General features: G+C 48.5%; 21 protein-coding genes. 4 read left to right on the forward strand and 17 right to left on the reverse strand.

The annotated features are described in order from the left end of the window. From AB9K32_RS10835 to AB9K32_RS10845, 3 genes are read left to right on the forward strand one after another with little or no spacing between them, the layout of a single operon-like run. Window positions 1–627: a conjugal transfer protein TraK gene (locus tag AB9K32_RS10835; RefSeq protein WP_090294852.1), complete on the forward strand. Its 627-nt coding sequence runs from the start codon at window positions 1–3 to the stop codon at window positions 625–627. Further along, complete coding sequence (traM, locus tag AB9K32_RS10840) at window positions 608–1,540, forward strand: conjugative transposon protein TraM (RefSeq protein ID WP_369885179.1); 933 nt, start codon at window positions 608–610, stop codon at window positions 1,538–1,540. Before AB9K32_RS10835 ends, traM begins: the two co-directional genes overlap by 20 nt. Next, entirely contained in the window at window positions 1,537–2,322 is a 786-nt protein-coding gene (locus AB9K32_RS10845) for a DUF4138 domain-containing protein (protein ID WP_090294857.1), read from the forward strand. Before traM ends, AB9K32_RS10845 begins: the two co-directional genes overlap by 4 nt. A 271-nt stretch (window positions 2,323–2,593) precedes the next feature. Here AB9K32_RS10845 and AB9K32_RS10850 read toward each other — a convergent pair whose 3' ends face one another. From AB9K32_RS10850 to AB9K32_RS10910, 13 genes are read right to left on the reverse strand one after another with little or no spacing between them, the layout of a single operon-like run. Further along, window positions 2,594–4,678, reverse strand: coding sequence for a copper-translocating P-type ATPase (locus AB9K32_RS10850; protein ID WP_275648313.1), 2,085 nt, complete (start codon window positions 4,676–4,678; stop codon window positions 2,594–2,596). 19 nt (window positions 4,679–4,697) lie between these two features. Further along, entirely contained in the window at window positions 4,698–4,991 is a 294-nt protein-coding gene (locus AB9K32_RS10855; RefSeq protein ID WP_090294862.1) for a phosphoribosylpyrophosphate synthetase, read from the reverse strand. A 6-nt stretch (window positions 4,992–4,997) separates the two neighbouring features. Continuing rightward, entirely contained in the window at window positions 4,998–5,648 is a 651-nt protein-coding gene (locus tag AB9K32_RS10860) for a hypothetical protein (RefSeq protein ID WP_090294866.1), read from the reverse strand. Beyond that, on the reverse strand, window positions 5,645–6,538 hold the full coding sequence (locus AB9K32_RS10865; RefSeq protein ID WP_090294868.1) for a ribose-phosphate pyrophosphokinase: 894 nt from the start codon (window positions 6,536–6,538) through the stop codon (window positions 5,645–5,647). Before AB9K32_RS10865 ends, AB9K32_RS10860 begins: the two co-directional genes overlap by 4 nt. Before the next feature lie 16 nt (window positions 6,539–6,554). Beyond that, the gene (locus tag AB9K32_RS10870; RefSeq protein ID WP_090294871.1) at window positions 6,555–8,057 is read right to left on the reverse strand and encodes a thymidine phosphorylase family protein; all 1,503 of its coding nucleotides are present in this window, start codon (window positions 8,055–8,057) and stop codon (window positions 6,555–6,557) included. Window positions 8,058–8,060: 3 nt separating this feature from the next. Beyond that, a complete protein-coding gene (locus AB9K32_RS10875) occupies window positions 8,061–9,437 on the reverse strand; it encodes an MBL fold metallo-hydrolase RNA specificity domain-containing protein (RefSeq protein WP_275648312.1) in 1,377 nt (458 codons plus the stop codon). Then, window positions 9,424–10,281 (reverse strand): ATP cone domain-containing protein, encoded by an 858-nt coding sequence (locus tag AB9K32_RS10880; protein WP_090294876.1) that lies wholly within the window; start codon window positions 10,279–10,281, stop codon window positions 9,424–9,426. Before AB9K32_RS10880 ends, AB9K32_RS10875 begins: the two co-directional genes overlap by 14 nt. Before the next feature lie 3 nt (window positions 10,282–10,284). Then, complete coding sequence (locus tag AB9K32_RS10885) at window positions 10,285–11,115, reverse strand: universal stress protein (protein WP_090294878.1); 831 nt, start codon at window positions 11,113–11,115, stop codon at window positions 10,285–10,287. Beyond that, the gene (locus tag AB9K32_RS10890; protein WP_275648311.1) at window positions 11,112–11,282 is read right to left on the reverse strand and encodes a hypothetical protein; all 171 of its coding nucleotides are present in this window, start codon (window positions 11,280–11,282) and stop codon (window positions 11,112–11,114) included. Before AB9K32_RS10890 ends, AB9K32_RS10885 begins: the two co-directional genes overlap by 4 nt. After that, entirely contained in the window at window positions 11,279–12,646 is a 1,368-nt protein-coding gene (locus AB9K32_RS10895) for an NAD(P)/FAD-dependent oxidoreductase (protein ID WP_090294879.1), read from the reverse strand. Before AB9K32_RS10895 ends, AB9K32_RS10890 begins: the two co-directional genes overlap by 4 nt. A 2-nt stretch (window positions 12,647–12,648) precedes the next feature. Beyond that, the gene (locus AB9K32_RS10900; protein WP_090294881.1) at window positions 12,649–13,371 is read right to left on the reverse strand and encodes a lycopene cyclase domain-containing protein; all 723 of its coding nucleotides are present in this window, start codon (window positions 13,369–13,371) and stop codon (window positions 12,649–12,651) included. An 18-nt stretch (window positions 13,372–13,389) separates the two neighbouring features. Continuing rightward, complete coding sequence (locus tag AB9K32_RS10905; protein WP_090294883.1) at window positions 13,390–13,668, reverse strand: DUF5676 family membrane protein; 279 nt, start codon at window positions 13,666–13,668, stop codon at window positions 13,390–13,392. After that, window positions 13,665–13,904 (reverse strand): SHOCT domain-containing protein, encoded by a 240-nt coding sequence (locus tag AB9K32_RS10910; RefSeq protein ID WP_090294886.1) that lies wholly within the window; start codon window positions 13,902–13,904, stop codon window positions 13,665–13,667. The genes AB9K32_RS10905 and AB9K32_RS10910 overlap by 4 nt, the downstream gene beginning before the upstream one ends. A 133-nt stretch (window positions 13,905–14,037) precedes the next feature. On the opposite strand from AB9K32_RS10910, the gene AB9K32_RS10915 reads away from it, so the two are divergent. Next, window positions 14,038–14,169, forward strand: coding sequence for a hypothetical protein (locus tag AB9K32_RS10915; protein ID WP_369885180.1), 132 nt, complete (start codon window positions 14,038–14,040; stop codon window positions 14,167–14,169). Window positions 14,170–14,239: 70 nt separating this feature from the next. Here AB9K32_RS10915 and AB9K32_RS10920 read toward each other — a convergent pair whose 3' ends face one another. From AB9K32_RS10920 to AB9K32_RS10935, 4 genes are read right to left on the reverse strand one after another with little or no spacing between them, the layout of a single operon-like run. Continuing rightward, on the reverse strand, window positions 14,240–14,692 hold the full coding sequence (locus tag AB9K32_RS10920) for a hypothetical protein (protein ID WP_090294890.1): 453 nt from the start codon (window positions 14,690–14,692) through the stop codon (window positions 14,240–14,242). A 24-nt stretch (window positions 14,693–14,716) separates the two neighbouring features. After that, window positions 14,717–15,034, reverse strand: coding sequence for a hypothetical protein (locus tag AB9K32_RS10925; RefSeq protein WP_139150385.1), 318 nt, complete (start codon window positions 15,032–15,034; stop codon window positions 14,717–14,719). A gap of 20 nt (window positions 15,035–15,054) precedes the next feature. After that, window positions 15,055–16,212 (reverse strand): hypothetical protein, encoded by a 1,158-nt coding sequence (locus AB9K32_RS10930; RefSeq protein ID WP_090294894.1) that lies wholly within the window; start codon window positions 16,210–16,212, stop codon window positions 15,055–15,057. Further along, window positions 16,209–16,616, reverse strand: a complete 408-nt coding sequence (locus AB9K32_RS10935; RefSeq protein ID WP_036385883.1) for a cytochrome c — start codon at window positions 16,614–16,616, stop codon at window positions 16,209–16,211. Before AB9K32_RS10935 ends, AB9K32_RS10930 begins: the two co-directional genes overlap by 4 nt. Between the last annotated feature and the right edge of the window lie 57 nt (window positions 16,617–16,673).

The raw sequence follows: 16,673 nt of genomic DNA on the forward strand, positions 1-16,673 counted from the left end.
ATGAAAACACCTTTTAAAAGTATTGTTCATGTGCTGCGGCTCAACCGTTTTGTGGTTCTTGGCGTGGTTATCGCCTCGGGTTTGGTCTGTATGGTTGCTATGGTCCTAGTGGGCAGGATATACCGTGAATCGTTGAACGGGGCCTTCGTGGTCAATGGGGAAGGGGAGGTCATACCGCTTTCCTGGGCCGAACAACGAGATCATCTGGAAGTGGAGGCCCTGGCCCATTTGGAACAGTTTCATAGGTGGTTTTATGGGGTGGATGCCGGCAGTTATGAGAAGAACATGGAGAAGGCCCTTTGGTTGGGCAATGCCTCCGTTGGTGCTGTCTTTCAACAGAAAAAGGCAGACGGTTTCTATAACCGGTTGTTGCAATATTCCCTTGTGCAAGAGGTCATCCGAATCGATACAGAGCTGGATTGGGATGGGTCTTCCTTTGCGTTTAGGACCCAATTGCACATACGGATCAATCGGGGAACCGTCACCGATACCTATGAACTGGTGACCTCGGGACATTTGATCCAGGTGGAACGGAATTTTCCCCATAATCCTCATGGATTGTTGATCACTGATTTTTTTGAAAACTCACTTCGTAAACTAGAAACTCATGAAAACACAGAAGAATAAAATAGTTTTTGTGCTGGTACTGGCATGTATGGTACTCTTTATCACCATATATAGCATCGTCACTTTTGGTAAGCCAAAAAAGGAAAGCCTTGATGTAGGGAGGATCCCCATGCCGGATCTGGAGGACACTTCGGTGGAGTTTGAAACCAAACTGGAAGCCGTGGAAGCCATCAAGGTGGAAAAACAATCCACGGCACCACAAGTGTATCCCGACCACATGGTGGATGATAAAGGGTATTTCAATCCCGATTATATGGAATATGAAAAGCAGCGTATCATAGACAGTGTCTTTGATACCAATGCCTTTACTGCGAAAAAAGTTTCTGTGTCGGATGCAGGCGTAATGCCCAGGTTGGGGACTGTAAAGAAGGTAAAGGTAGACGATGAAAAGTTGACAATGGGTTCCCCAAGGACGGAAACGGAGCTAGGATTGGTACATCAACTGTTCTTTGCCTCCAATCCAAAAAGGAACCGTTCCGATGGAAATTTACCAACTACTGCTGTGGCCAAGGTGTATGTGGATGGGGACCAGACCCTTCGGGATGGACAACGATTGGACTTGCGACTCGCCCATGACTATGTTGTGGATGGGAAAAGGATGCCAGGAGGTACCCGCCTCTATGGCTTTGTAAAGATAAGGCCCAACCGGGTGATGGTGGAACTTACCCGATTGGGGACAACCCTTATGGATATGCAAGCCTATGATGCCCAGGATGGGCAGGAAGGGATTTATGTGAAGAACCATCTGCGGGGTGAAGTGGTGGATCGGTCTTTGGATGAGGGCCTTGGAGAGATCAATGTGCCGGGTGTGCCCCAGTTCAATGGGATCAAACGCATATTTCAGCGTGATCAACGTACCGTTGAAGTTCAGATTTCCGACCATTATCAATTTTTCTTAATACCTAGATCATGAAAACACTAAACGTCATCATTGCAGTAATGCTAATGGCCTATGGGCACACCGTATCGGGCCAAAAGGTTTTGGACACCATCCAAGCCAATTCACAAATGAACGTGGCCCTCTTTTTTCCCAGTCCCATCAAACAGGCTATAACGGGAAACACTAAAGCGATCTTTACCTATAACCGGGAAGAAGCTCAATATTTTGGGCTATTGCAGTCCACAGCCAACACCATTACCAACCTTTTGGTGGTCACCATGGACGGACAAGCATATGAATTTAAGGTGGCCTATAGGGAAAACGTTGCCCAAACCCATTTTTTTGTGGACAAGGCGCATAGCATTGGTCCAGTACAGCCATTACCTGGTAAAAAAGGGGATTCCTTGGCTTCCCACACAGCTCGATTTCCTCTTTTAAGGGGATTGCCATCAAGTGATGGGAATGGTGCCTTGGCATCGGTGCGAAGAAAGGGAATCCGATTGCTGTTGAAAAGGTTGGTCTACCGAAACGCTCAAGTATTTATGGTTGTAGAGGTGCGCAACCGATCAGGCATTGATTTTGAAGTAGGCACCCTTGAGGCCCTAAGGATAAATGGCAGCTTGAAACGGAGATCCTCGTATCAAGAAACCAGGTTGGAACCCCACTTTATCTTTGAACGACCCAAAATTATTAAAACCGGGACTTCCCAACGATTTGTACTTGTGCTACCCAAATTTGTCCTATTCCATAAGGAGCATCTAAGACTGATTCTCTTGGAAAGCCGTGGAGGCAGAAGGTTGGAGCTCAACTATTGACCTATCGATAAAGAGAAGTGGAATCCCTTATAGGGTATACACTTTAACATGAAAACAAAATTTTGCCATAACAAAGGTTATAATGGTTACCAAGAAAGGAAATAAATTAGGAATGGTACACCTCAGGAAAAATGGAACTGGCTTCCAGCAGTATTAATACCAGAATCCAGTATTCTCTTCGTAGTGGCCTAATAGGATTGCGGGAACACTGAAAATCCGTATTGCTATTGGGAATGCACCCTTTTATATGCTAAATTGCTCTATTTGCCTATCATCCTTTTATCTGATTACTTCCTATCTTACGTTTTAACAACTGCGCATTGATGGCCACAATGATGGTGCTCAGGCTCATGAACACCGCACCGACGGCAGGGCCCATGACAAACCCTGAGGAATACAGTACACCGGCGGCCAACGGAATGGCGACCACATTATAGGCCGTTGCCCAAATCAGGTTCTGGATCATTTTGTTGTAGGTGGCCTTGCCGAACAGGATGAGATTGGCTATATCCTTGGGGTTACTGTTGACTAAGATGATGTCGGCGGTTTCCGCCGCAACGTCCGTACCGGAACCAACGGCAATGCCCACATTGGCCTTTGCAAGGGCCGGGGCATCGTTCACACCGTCCCCGGTCATGGCCACGAACTCGCCCTTACGTTGGAGTTCTTCCACTATTTCCACTTTTTGGTGGGGCAACACTTCGGCATAATAGCCATCCAAACCGAGTTTTTCGCTAACGGCCCTGGCCGTTTTTTCATTGTCCCCAGTGGCCATCAATACCTTGATGTCGTTCTTCTTGAATACCTGAATGGCCTCTTGGGATTCCGATCGTATCTCATCGGCCAGTGCAATGTATCCGGCCAGTTTTTCCTCGATCAACACAAATACCACGGTTTCGGCGGCATCGCTATAGGCGTCTTTGGGAATGGGAATGTTGTTGTCCCTTAAAAAACCGGGACTGACCACTTTTACCGGTTTGTCCTCCACGGTTGCCTCGACCCCTTTTCCAGTGATCGCATGAAAGTTCAAGGGATTGGGAATGGTGACCTTTTTCTCTTGGGCCCTTTTGATGATACCCACGGCAATGGGGTGTTCCGAGCTTTGTTCCAAGGCACTTGCCAGGCGAAGGACTTCATCCTGGGAATAGTTGTCATCGACCGATTGGATTCGGGTAACGCCAAAATCACCTTTGGTCAGGGTCCCCGTTTTATCAAATAACAAGGCCGATATCTTCCGGGATTCCTCAAAGGCGGTCCTGTTGCGGATCAATAGGCCGTTTTGGGCGGATACCGCGGTGGAAATGGCCACCACCAAAGGGATGGCAAGACCCAGGGCATGGGGACAGGCAATGACCATAACGGTCACCATGCGTTCCAGGGCATAAACAAAGGGGAAACCCAGGGCCAGCCATACCGCCAGGGTTCCAAAACCAATGGTCAAGGCGATATAGGTTAACCATTTGGCGGCCCTATCGGAAAGGTTCTGCATTTTGGACTTGGTCTTTTGGGCCTCTTCCACCATCGTGATCACTTTGTTGAGGTAACTATCCTTGCCCGTGTGCTCCACTTTGACCTTTAAGGTGCTGTTGCCATTGACCGAACCGCCGATCACCTTGTCCTTTTCCTCTTTCTTTACAGGTTTCGATTCCCCCGTGAGCATGGATTCGTTCAGGTAACTGCTGCCTTCGACGATGGTACCGTCGGCTGGGACCTTTTCCCCCGGCTTGACCAGTATGATGTCATCTTTCAATACCGCTTCCAACGGTATGTCCTCTATGGTTTCCCCTTTGACACGGTGTGCTTCGGCAGGCATCATGCTGACCAACAACTGTAAGGCTTTTGAGGCACCAAGGACGCTCTTCATCTCTATCCAATGCCCGAGTAGCATGATGGCTATAAGGGTGGACAGTTCCCAGAAAAAGTCTTGGCCCTTCAGTCCGAATACGGTGGCCGTGCTATAGAAATAGGCTACGGAAATGGCCATGGAGATCAAGGTCATCATTCCCGGTGCACCCTGTTTTATTTCTGACCAAAAACCTTTCAAAAAAGGCCATCCCCCATAGAAATATACAATGGTGGAAAGCCCGAAAAGAAAGTAAGGGTTACCGGGAAGCAGGAATTCATATCCAAAGAAATCCTGGATCATCGGCGATAGGAACAAGATGGGTATGGTGAGTACCAGCGTTGCCCAAAATCGCTTTCGAAAGTCGGCGATCATCATTTTGTGGTGGTCGTGGCCCATTTGGCCATGTGCGGGGTTGTGCCCCGAATGGCCCCCGGGGCCATGGTCCATTTTGGAGTGGTCGGTCTTATCGTGGTTCATCTGTGAATGGTCGTGGTGTTGGTGCTTTTCCATGATCGGTCCTTTTTATGGGTTATCGTAATTTTTTTCTCATTTTTTCAGAAATGTTTTCGGCATAGACGCCATAGGCATCCACCAGGATGCCCCTGATGCCATCCTTGGAGGATATGGCGTACAGCACGCTGTTGTCATCGGTGCTGCTCATCCCCTCAAAACGATGGGTCTGGTCGACCTTAAAGTCCTCCGGTCGAATTTCGATTTTAAGGGAAGCGCATTCCAGGCAATGGGGCTTGAGGTTAAAATCATAGGTATAGCCCTTTGCCTGTAAATCGGATATGGCTTCTGAAAGGGTATCGTAATTTTTCATGGGCTTTCAATTATAGGTCATCGTGAAATAACTTTGGTCCTCTTCGGTAAATTTCTGAAATTTCAATAAACCGTCCTCGTTCAATTCCTCCTTGACGGTATAGTGGAGTTGTTTTATCCGTATGCCCAGGGCATAGGCCTTGATCTCGATTTTTGAATCAAGTTCATTTTGCCCGTTGTCCCAAGTCCGCCCGTAGATCCGTATCAGGCTCTTGGATCCAAAAAAGTTCAAAAGGCCCGAATCAAAGGTCAACTTCATCTCAATGTCCCCAAGGTGGTCCAAGTCATACAGCCCCTTGAATCCCGTGGATGTGGCGTTGATCTCGGTCTCCTTTGAACCTGGGTCGGAAAACGGGAAGGCCATGACCATCATACTGGCCTGATCGGGCTTGCAGCTATAGAGGGTGGAGTAGGTGTCGGTCGGTTCGTTGTCCCTATCGAACATTTGTGCGACCACCTTAATGGCATAATTGCCATTTTTCTCCATGATCGCGCCGACTTTGAACGTTTGTTTGTTGAGCAATGCTCCTTGGCCATCAAAATTTTCCCGTACGATGGATCGGCCTGAAATTTGGCCGATAAGCATGTCCGTCTGTCCGTTCGCGGTGAGAGCGAACATCAGGAATGGGAACAATAACAAAAAACCTTGTTTTTTCATAAGTGATGCATCATTTTTTGTACTTCACTTGCCAATATACCACTCAAATCGATGGCATTCGATGGGTGGGGGATGGTATTGCAGGTCACCACATTCCCGACCCCGGCGGCCAATAGGTCACCATAGGCATTGCCCGAGAATACCGCGTGGACACCGATACAAACTGGTGGTTTCATGCCCGCATTTTTAAGATGGCCGACAGTCTCGATCATGGTTCGTGCCGTGGATATGATATCATCCACCAAGATCGGGGTGGCATCCCTGTAGGTATCTATTTCGGGGACCGAAACTTCCACGTCCCGATCGCCGTGGCGAATCTTTTGCAATACGGTAAATGGGGCACCGGCATTCTTGGCGACCTCCGAGACCCACTGCTCACTTTCTGAATCGGGGCCGATCAATACCGGATCTTTGATATGTTCCGTTATCCACTTGGATATGTTGTCGGCCGCGGGGATGACCTTGTTGGGGATGGTATAGACCTTGCCCAAGGAGGTGATCCTGTGCAGATGGGGATCCACCGTGACCATGCTATCGGCAAAGCCCGAAACCAACTTTCCGAAAAATGCAGCGCTCACACCTTCCCCTTCCTGAAAGATCGTATCCTGTCGCATATAGGCGAGATAGGGGGCCACCAAACAGGTACACTTTGCCCCGAGTGCCTTGGCGGTGTGGCTTAAAAAATAGAGGGGCAACAGTTTCTCATCCGGTTCGTGAAGGGTACAGACCAGGACAACACACTTGCCTTCCACCTTTGAAAGGATGCGTGTGTAGGATTCCCCGTCGGGGAATTTCCTCAAGATGGCCCTTCCCACTTCGGCATTCATTTGCTTGGCCATAAGGGCAGTGAGCTCTTCATTTCCGGGTAGACTGAACAAAATGGTTTCCATAGGTGTTGTTTAAGTTTTATAGGATGGTTATGATGTCTTCATGATCGTTTTTATAGTCCAGTGCATATCGTAGTTCACCCTCTGTTACCGCATGCAGGGTATAAAGGGTTTGGCCCTTTGTTATACGGTCCCCCAAACGGACGTACAGTGAAATCCCTGCGGATTTGGCCCGGGGCGCCCCTGAAAGCTTGGCGAGCTTGGCAATTTTTCTGTTGTCAATGTGGTGTAGGACACCTGATCTTTCAGCTTTGACCTCCAAGGTATGGGGTGCCGGGACGGGGAGGGAGAAACGTCCCTGGGCTTCACAAATGGAAATGAATTTATCGTAGGCCTTTCCCGATTCCAATACTTGAAGTGCTCTTCTGTTGCCTTCCCCTGACACCACCTTTCCTGAAAGTTCCAACAGTTCGCCTGCCAATAAAACAGCACGTTCCTTTAGGTCCTGTGGGGCCTTGGCCTCATTTTTCAACACACTGAGCACATCCATGGCCTCCAGGGATGGTCCTATGCCCCTTCCCACAGGTTGGGTACCGTCCGTTATCACAATCTTTACCGTGAGGCCAACGGCCCTGCCGACCGCCTCCATATCCCTCTGAAGTTTTTGGGCCATCTCCATGCTTCGAACCTTGGCGGTCTCGCCCACAGGAATGTCTATGACCACATGGGTGGAGCCTGCGGCCGCTTTTTTGGATAGGACCGAGGCGATAAGTTGCCCTTCACTATCGATATCCAAGGCCTTTTCAATTTTGATGAGCACATCGTCCGCAGGGCTCAGTTGCGCTGTTCCGCCCCACACAAAACAGCCTCCTTCCTGGTTTACGACCCGCTCTATTTCATCCGATGAAAGCGTAACGTTGGTCATGACCTCCATGGTGTCCGCAGTACCTGCCGGGGAGGTGATGGCCCTTGAGGATGTTTTGGGCATCGTTAGCCCATATGCGGTGACCATGGCCACCACCAAGGGAGTCGTGCGGTTGCCGGGAAGTCCACCGATGCAATGCTTATCGACGATGATGCTTTGGTTCCAGTCCAGGGTTTTGCCCGAGGTGATCATGACCTTGGTCAGGTCGGTGATCTCATCCAAGTCCATACGGTCACCGGCACAGGCCGTGATGAAGGCCGACAGGTGGATGTTGGAATAGTCCCCCGCAAGGATATCCGTAATGATATGCCCATAGGCCTCACGGTCGAGTTTGTTGTTGTAGATCTTTGCCCTGACATGGCCAAGGGACGCTATGGGCTCCAAATGGGAGACGTGCAACAGGTCGTTTTCGGAAACGTCCAGTTTCTGGGCCGCAGCATCGGACAGACCGATCTCACCGGGTAAGAGCATGTTCGAACTTACCACGTTCAGGCTTGCCACAATGGAACGGGGTGCCTTGGAGACCCTTATCCGGACAAGGGCTTCGAATCCTTCCGATTTACAGACGTGGCAATCATACCGCATGTACACCACATTTTCATTTTGGGTGTATATGCCAAGGTGTTTGTATGTTAAGGTGTTTGAATTGGGTTCCATGGTCTATGCGATTTCTTCGATTTGATATAATTGTGGGATCTCGGCCTCCCAACCATAGGTTTCCTTGATGCCCCTTTGTAGGGCGATGGCACCATCCTTTTCCCCATGGACGATGAATATCCGTTCCGGTGCATTGGCCATCCTGTCCATCCAGCCCAGGAGTTCCTCATGGTCCGCATGTGCCGATAGGCCTTCGACCTCGCAGACCTGCATGTTGAAAGGCACCCATTTTCCATATACTTTTAGTTCTTTTTCACCTTCCAACAGCTTTCTGCCCCGGGTACCCTCGGCCTGATACCCTACAAAAAGCAAGGTATTGTTCGGGTTTGGGGCCTGGGTCTCTAAATAGTTGAGCATTCTCCCCCCGGTTAGCATCCCGCTTCCCGCAATGACGATTTTGGGGCTATGGTCCATACGCAGCTCCATGGTTTCACGATAGCTGCTTACCACGTTGAAGTGGGAACACATCTCATCACATTCATGGTCTTCCAACTTGTGCCAATCCCTTGTACGATGGAAAAGCTCCAATACATCGGTACCCATCGGACTGTCCATGATCATTTGGACCTTGGGGATTTTGCCCTCCTTCAGCAACCTCCAAAAAATGAGCATCATGAGCTGGGCCCGTTCTACCGAGAAGCTGGGGATAAAAAGGCTACCGCCCCTGGCTATGGTGTCCTGGACCAATTTTTCGATCAAGGGGAGGGCTTCCGCCTCATCGGGATGGAACCTTCCACCATAGGTCGATTCAATGAAAAGCACATCGGCCTTTCTCGGTTTTAGGGGTGGGTAAAGCAATAGGTCCTTGGTTCTTCCAATATCCCCTGAAAAAACAAAGCGCTTTCCGTGTATATCCAAGTCGATATGTGTGGCTCCCAGGATGTGTCCGTTGTATTGGAACCGTACCCTTATGCCATCGAATAGGGTAATCCATTGGGATTGGGGAACCCCCTTGAAATGCGGAAGGGTCTTTTCCACATCCTTTAGGTCGTAGAGAGGTTGGGCAGGACGGTGTTTCGAATAGCCCTCCTTATTCGCACGTTCGGCTTCCTGCTCTTGTATTTTGGCAGTGTCGTTTAAAATGATCTTTGTGATGTCCAAGGTGGGATATGTTCCATAAATGGACCCATTGAATCCCTGTTTCACCAATCGGGGAAGATATCCCGTATGGTCCATATGGCCATGGGTGAGCAATACCACATCTATTTCCGAAACCGTTACGGGTGGATATTCCCAGTTTTTAAGGCGCAGTTCCTTCAGTCCCTGGAACAGTCCACAATCCACCAGTATTTTTCTGTCTCCTGTGTCCAAAAGATATTTTGAGCCGGTGACCGTACCTGACGCCCCCAAAAAATGAATGTTTGTTTTATCTAGGTCCATGACTATGGGTTTTGCATAATTCCCTTGAATCGTTCAAGATGTTTTTTTGCCGGGATCTGGAGATTCCCATGTCATCCAACAACATTGGGTTTTCGTGGATGTCCTTGCAAAGGACGATGCCCTTATCCAGTAATTTTGTTTTTTCCCCTTTGGTAAGGGTCGTCAAGGCGGTCAAGGGATGAAGACCCGCCTTGTCTATTCTATCCTTGAGTCCGTTTCCGTTCGGATGGTCCCAACTGCACAGGAGCAATCCAACACAGTTCCCATATTGGATGGCGTCAGTGGTCAACCGGGTATTGGTGTACACCCCACCTTTATGGAGTTTGGCACCATGTCCCTTTTGGCGGACCCATTGCTTTTCCACATCCAGAAAGCGGGAATGGATATACAAAGGGGTCTTGACATTGCAAAACCGGCCTTGGTCACTGTGGTATTTGCATTCGATCATATAATGTACATTTTCCTTTTGGGCTATGACATCCACTTCGTGCTGTACGCAATTGCCCGCTACTATGACACCTACCTGGGTGGAGAATCCTTCGCGCCCCATGAGTTCACCGACCAATTTCTCGAAGGGAAAACCGGAGGGGCCCAATTCCATCAATGCTTTTTTGAGCTTGTATCTAGAGGCACTCACACGGGACTTTTTCCGAAGCATTGTAAAGGCCAGCTGATATACTTTTTTTGTGGTCATGCCATCCTGGATCTGGTGCTCGACTTGCTCCACAATTTGTTGTATGAGTACATCGCTTGCGCGGGCACGTTGTAAGGAATGGATCAGTTTTTTACGATCGAACGGGACTACATCGCCCGAATGTTTGATAAGGTTAACGGATTTGGCCATGGCTTAGAGGTGTAAGGTCATTACGGGCAAGGACGCATGGTTGGTGACGCCCTCGGCAATACTGGTTCGGAACAGGCTTAAAAACCCTGTTTTGCCGTGGGTGACCATGGCGATAAGATCAATGGGATGCTGTGCAACAAAGGTATTGATCCCCGTTTCAACGGAAGGTTCATTATAGACCGCCAGCGCATAGTTTTCCAATCCCGGGAATTTCTTCAGCAAATTTTCAATGGGGGACAGGCCCAATCGGATACTGTTGTGGTCGGTTTCGGTATTGATGCGCAAGAAGTGTATCCGGGCATTGCATTTTTTGGCAATGGAGATGACCTTCTCGAAGGCTTGGCTGCAATCTTCCTCAAAGTCCGAAACGAACACGATGTTCTTGAAGGGAAAGTGTAGCTTTTCATCCTTTACAACGATAACGGGGACATGGGCCTTTCGTACAATTTGTTCCACATTGCTTCCCGTCAATTCGCGAACGACTCCTTTGGTACCGCTGCTCCCGGTAATGATGAAGTCATGGTGAAAATGTCCCGAATGCTCCAGGATATCTGCTTGTCCGGCATCAAACTGAAGAAAGGTCCGGCACTTCAGTCCCTTCCGTTCGGCCGTTTTTTCCAACTCCCGTAAGGCGGCTTTGGCCTTGCCGATCTGTTTAAGGGTCTCCGGATAGCGCTTTTCCTTTTCCTTATCCAGCTTTATCCAATCCACGGGTGTTTTCATAAGGTGCAAAAAATGGATCTCGGATTGGTATGCCTTGGCCATTTCCAAGGCCAATTGTGCTGCTTTTTCACAGTTTTTGGAAAAGTCGGTGGGTACTAGAATATTGTTCATGGCTCATAGGGTTTTATGTGTTCTGCAATTGTGGTCGTGTCGTCCAGATATATCCATTGGACGTTGTTCAAAAATTGGATGCTACCCCTGAAGGGTCCATGGAAGGCCTTTCTTTCAAAAATCAGCCTCCCTTTGATCACATCATAGGATATTGGTTTCCGCTTCATTGGACTTTTTCTTTATGGTTCCCGAAGTTTCCCGTTCTGGATTTTTTAGGTGGGCCTTGGTCTGGAGGGCTAAAATTCCTTATAATCAAACGGTTGCCCTTTTCATAGGTGAAATAACTTGCGGCCCAGTTCAAACCGACCAGGATTCTATTTCTAAAACCACTGATGGACATAAGGTGAACGATGGACCACAATAGCCAGGCGGGATACCCGCCAAACCTGAATTTGCCCAAATCGGCGACGGCCTTGCGCTTGCCCACTGTGGCCAATGATCCCTTGTCTTTGTAGGAAAAGGGTTTTGTTGGTTTTCCATGAAGGGTGGCCCAAAGAGACCGCCCAAGGTACCTGCCTTGTTGGATGGCTACCTGCGCCACTTGGGGATGCCCTTTGGGAGTCGTTTCCCCGATCAAGGCGGCTATGTCCCCAATGGCAAAAATATTCCCATACCCCTCAACATGTAAATGGGGATCGGTCTTGAGCCGGTTGCCCTTTACCACTTTATCAGGGGCAATGCCTTTGGGGAACTGCCCCTGCACCCCTGCGGTCCATATGAGGTTTTTTGCCTTGATCTCCTTTCCACTTTTTGTGGTGACCACACTACCGTCATACCCACTTACCGATTCGTTGAACAGTACGTTTACCTCAAGTTCCCTTAAATAGGCCAGTGTCTTGGTGGAGGCCTTGTCCGACATGGTGCCCAATAGTTCGTCAAGGGCTTCCACCAAGTAGATTTCCATGGTGGAGGATGGGTACTCTGGATAGTCCTTTGGCAGGATGTATCTACGAAATTCGGCCAAGGCCCCTGCCATTTCAACCCCGGCCGGACCGCCGCCCACGATGACAAAATTGGTGAGGGCATCGCGTTCCTCCCCATCACAGGTAATGGCGGCCTGCTCCAGATTTTGCAGCATCAAATGCCGGATGTTGAGGGCATCACGTATGCCCTTCATGCCCAAACTGTTCCTAGCAACGCTTTCCATACCAAAAAAGTTGGTCGTTGTCCCAGTGGCCAAAACCAGGTAATCATAGGAAACGGCCCCCTTGTCGGTCACTACCGTATTGGACAAAGGTTGGATTTCTGATACTTCCGCCAATCGGAACACTAGGTTTTTGAAGCCATTGAACTGCTTTCTGAATGGGAAAACTATGCTGTCCGGTTCCAGGGCACTCGTTGCCACTTGGTACAATAAAGGCTGAAACGCATGAAAGTTGTTTTTGTCCAATAGGACCACTTGAACCTTCTTGTTTTTCAATTCCTTTGCCAAGGCCAGTCCGGCAAAACCACCGCCAATGACCACTATCCGGGGCATACCCGGCTCTGGTAGACAGATTATCTTTGATGTGTCGCAATTTGTTGTGTCCATGTTCAATTAGGGTTTGGGTCAATGGATAGGGTTTCGGATTTCACGGTTTTTCTCCAGAATAGGTGTTCGTACAAACCGGACCAGTACATTCCAAAAGTGAAAGCGAACCATAGCTCTTCCATGGGAATGCCGAAAACAAGGATACCGGTAAGATTGTCCAGGTTCCAGTACAGATCGACGTATTGGGGGTAGAAGGGAAGTATGCTCCCGAAATACAAAAAATACAACAAGGTGAACAGGAAGCCGCCCACCCAGACCTTTCCCTTTAGATCGGGCCTGCAATAAAGGGTGGCCAACCCACCCGCAAGCAGGGCCAAAACACCACAATAAATGGGATTAAGCTTGGTGAACAACGCCATGGGGACAAAGACCAATGCGGGCACAAAAAGAAGATATAGGTGCAGATTATGCCTTTTATGATGGCGCTCGATCAAAGGGATTTTGGAAAGGACCCTTCCAAATATCAAATTGTAGAGCACGGTGCCTATCCCACCTATCGCAAAGGAAAACAGCAAGCTTTCCAGGTCAAAACCCGTTTTTTCGGCCAATTGGAACAAAGAGGGGGGAAGCCAATATTCCGGCACGAACAGGGGCTCGGTCAATCCAAAGGGCATGGTGATAAGACTCATCTTGAGCATTTCTTCCCTATACCCTTTTTTCAACACAAAAAGGAGTGCCCAGAGTGCCAGGATGATAAGGGACCATATGAACCAAACGTACTGCATGATCTTCGAAACGTAAGGCTATTTTCGATGTTTGATCTGGGCATTGTAAAGCCCACCTATGCACGCCCCGATGAGCCAACCTATGATGAAGGTCTGTACAAGCCCCAAAAAAGCCTCGGACAGGGGCACATCCATTCGTATGATGCTGGTGGTGTCCAATCCGTGCAGTAGACTGTTGAAAAAGGATATCGTACCCTCTTTGCCGGCCGTTGCCATTACGATCATACAGCCCAAATAGATTATGGCCCCAGTAAGACCAAAGGCAAAGCCTAATTTTTTTACATTAAATCGATTCATGGTTTTTCTGTTTTAGATTCATTGTCAGTTTGAAGGACCTTTTTTGATTCCTCAAATTCCTCCTTGGAAATTTCGCCTTTCGCAAATCTTTTTTTTAAAATTTCCAGTGGGCTATCCTCTTGGTGCCTTTTATAGGGAATGTCCGATGGGATAAAGAATATCCAAGCCAAAAAGATGATCCAGATAATCCACCATATAAGGTGCATACCTCCAAAATGTCCGTCGTAATAATGCATGATACTTGATTTAAGGTTGTATTAAAATATTTCGTTCCTTGGAGTCCATGGGTGCTATTGTTCCGATCAACCCTGTTCGTTTTCCCTGTCATGGGTGTGGCCATTTCCACCATGTCCATGCGAACCGTGCGGTATGAACAGGTGGATGGCGAACATGACCAGGATGAAAATGAAAAGGGAAGCGCCATCGCCCATCCCGATTGAAGGCGCCAAAAAAATGAACAGCAGTGGTAGTCCACATCCCAGGACCATCCATATCCAGTGATTTTTCATGAGATATCCGTTTTAGTTGTCAAGAATTCAAAGTGTTCGGCATGGCCGATCGAACCCATGGTCTAATGGTTCATCCCCATTCCTTTGTCCCCCATCATTTTCATGCCGGATTGAATGCATTCCTCGCTCATCATCCCTTTGTCATGCATCATTTGCATCATTTCGCCCATCATCTCGCCATCCTTCATCATTCCGTTCATCATGGAATGCATCATTTGTCTGTTGCCCATCATTTGGTTCATCATGGTGCTGTCGCCCATCATCATTTGCATGCCTTGTCCCTTCATCATGGTGCCCATCATTTTTTTGTTTCCCTGCATCATTTGCATGGCATGGTCGCTCCCTTGCATCTGTTCCATGAATTCCATCATATAATCATGGTTTTGTACCAGATCTTTAAGGATCTCGCTTCTTGTTTCCTCGTTTTGAAGCAAGGCTTCTACATCGGTTGATTGTTTGCAACCGTTTAAGGACATAAGACCCATCACTGAAAAAAAAATTACTAAAGTTCTCATTGTATATGAATTAAAGATTATACGTCAATTGGCTGATTTCAGAAAGGTTTCGATTTTGGTGATCTCCTCTTCCGTCAGGTTGGCCCGAACCCGCATGTGCAGGCTTATGGTTTCCCAATCGGTATCGTTGTAATCCGCGGGTGAAGGGGCGATATGACATCGGTTGCACACCTCGCCCCAGAGCTGCGCCCCGGATTTTTCAATTTTGAAATCCACTTCACTCCCCGCCACCTCGGTCGCGGTATCCGTCGCAATGGGTTTTTTATTGGAGGAGCAGGCGACCATGATCGATGCCATGACGGACAGGATTATTGCTGCTTTAAAATTCGTTGTTGTTTTCATTTCACTTTCTTTTTTTGATTTTAAAATCCAATGGCCCAATGCACAAACAATCCATTGGTTCGGGTCGTGCCATCACTGTCATGACCACCTTCCATCTTGGTGGTTTGATAGCTGAGTTTGACCACGGAACGCCAACTCAGCCAATAGTTCAAACCAAAAGCGTACTGCGTTGACTTCTCTTCCCACTCCGCTCCTTCAGGGGCGTTAAAATCGGAATATCGACCCACAAATTCGAGTTGCTTTATAAAGTCGCTTCCCGACATGATGGGGCGATAGCTCAATTGTGTATAAAAGGAGCTGCTTTGGTTGTCAAAGGAGTAAGGTTCGGAAATCCCATCTTCGATTTCATAGTAGGTGGCGGTATCCACATTGGAACTGTTGTACTGGGCCTTGATGTCCACAACCCCTTGTAAGGGGGTGATCGATTTTACATAGGAAAGATCCAGCGCCCAAAGAAAGGCACCCACTTCCTTGTAATCGGAGTCCTCTGCGCCGGTACTGTTGGTGGTATAGGCGGAAATCCCCCATTCCATGGATGAATCCGAGAGCGGGAGTAGGCCGATCCTGCCACCCAAGGCCTTGGCCAGGTTCACATCTTCATAATAACCGAAATCCAGCATACCCGCTTCTTCAGGCTCCTCACTTCCATCCTTGATGCGCGGACCGTTGGTCACATAAACCGCATAGTTCATTTTGGGACCGCCCAGATCGAATGCCCCCCTGAGTTCGACACCGATATCGGAGGCCGGTGCAATTCCGTCGTGACCAAATCCAAGGGGTCTGCTTGGAAGTCGGTTGATCCATGCAGGGTGCAAACGCTCCATAAAGGTTCCAAAGGGAAGCAGGAATTTACCGGCCCTTACGGTCATGTGCTTGTTGAGCACATACATCACATCGGCATATTCCAGTCCCGTTTTCAATTCATTTCCTTCGAGCTCAAACTCCAGTTCGGCCTCGAACATGAGCTTGTCGGAATGCTTGTAGAGGAATATAGGGGCGAATGTGGCCCCTAGAAAGGTGGATTCTTGTTCACCACCGGTATCCAAATATTCAAATCCGGTGTGTCCGTAACCACGCAGCATGAACTGCGTCTTACTGGGTTCAAAGGTGTTGTAGGTCTGGGCCAAAGCCGAAGATCCCAACCCTAAGATAATTAGGGTCATTAGTAGTTTTTTCATTTTTTCAAGGTTCTGATATAGTTGATCAATTCCCATCTCTTGTTTTCGGGAAGTGCGGTTTCATAGGAAGCCATAGGGGGCTTACCGTTGGTCAATTTCCAGAATAGGGCACCGTCCGATTGGGACTGTACCTTGGCACTGGTCAAGTCGGTGGGTTTTGGGGTCAATCCGGCTCCGCCCATGCCGTCTCCCTTACCCTTGGCCCCGTGGCAGATCACACAGAGCATTCTGAAGGTCCGTTTGCCGCTTTCTGTCGCCGTGGCATCATTTTTTAAGGGATTGTTCAAATTGTCCGCACTGGCCGGGGCTTCCCATTGGGTCTGTGCTCTGGTCGCCTGTAGGGCCAAAAGGGTCATTAGGAACGTTAGCATTATGGGTATTGATTTTTTTTGTGTAAGTTTCATTTTATTATTTGTTAGGTTGTTGCGTTAAAACTACTGTTTGACCTGACAGGCCATCTT

It is taken from the genome of Allomuricauda sp. XS_ASV26, assembly GCF_041224615.1.
GTDB lineage: Bacteria > Bacteroidota > Bacteroidia > Flavobacteriales > Flavobacteriaceae > Flagellimonas > Flagellimonas alginolytica.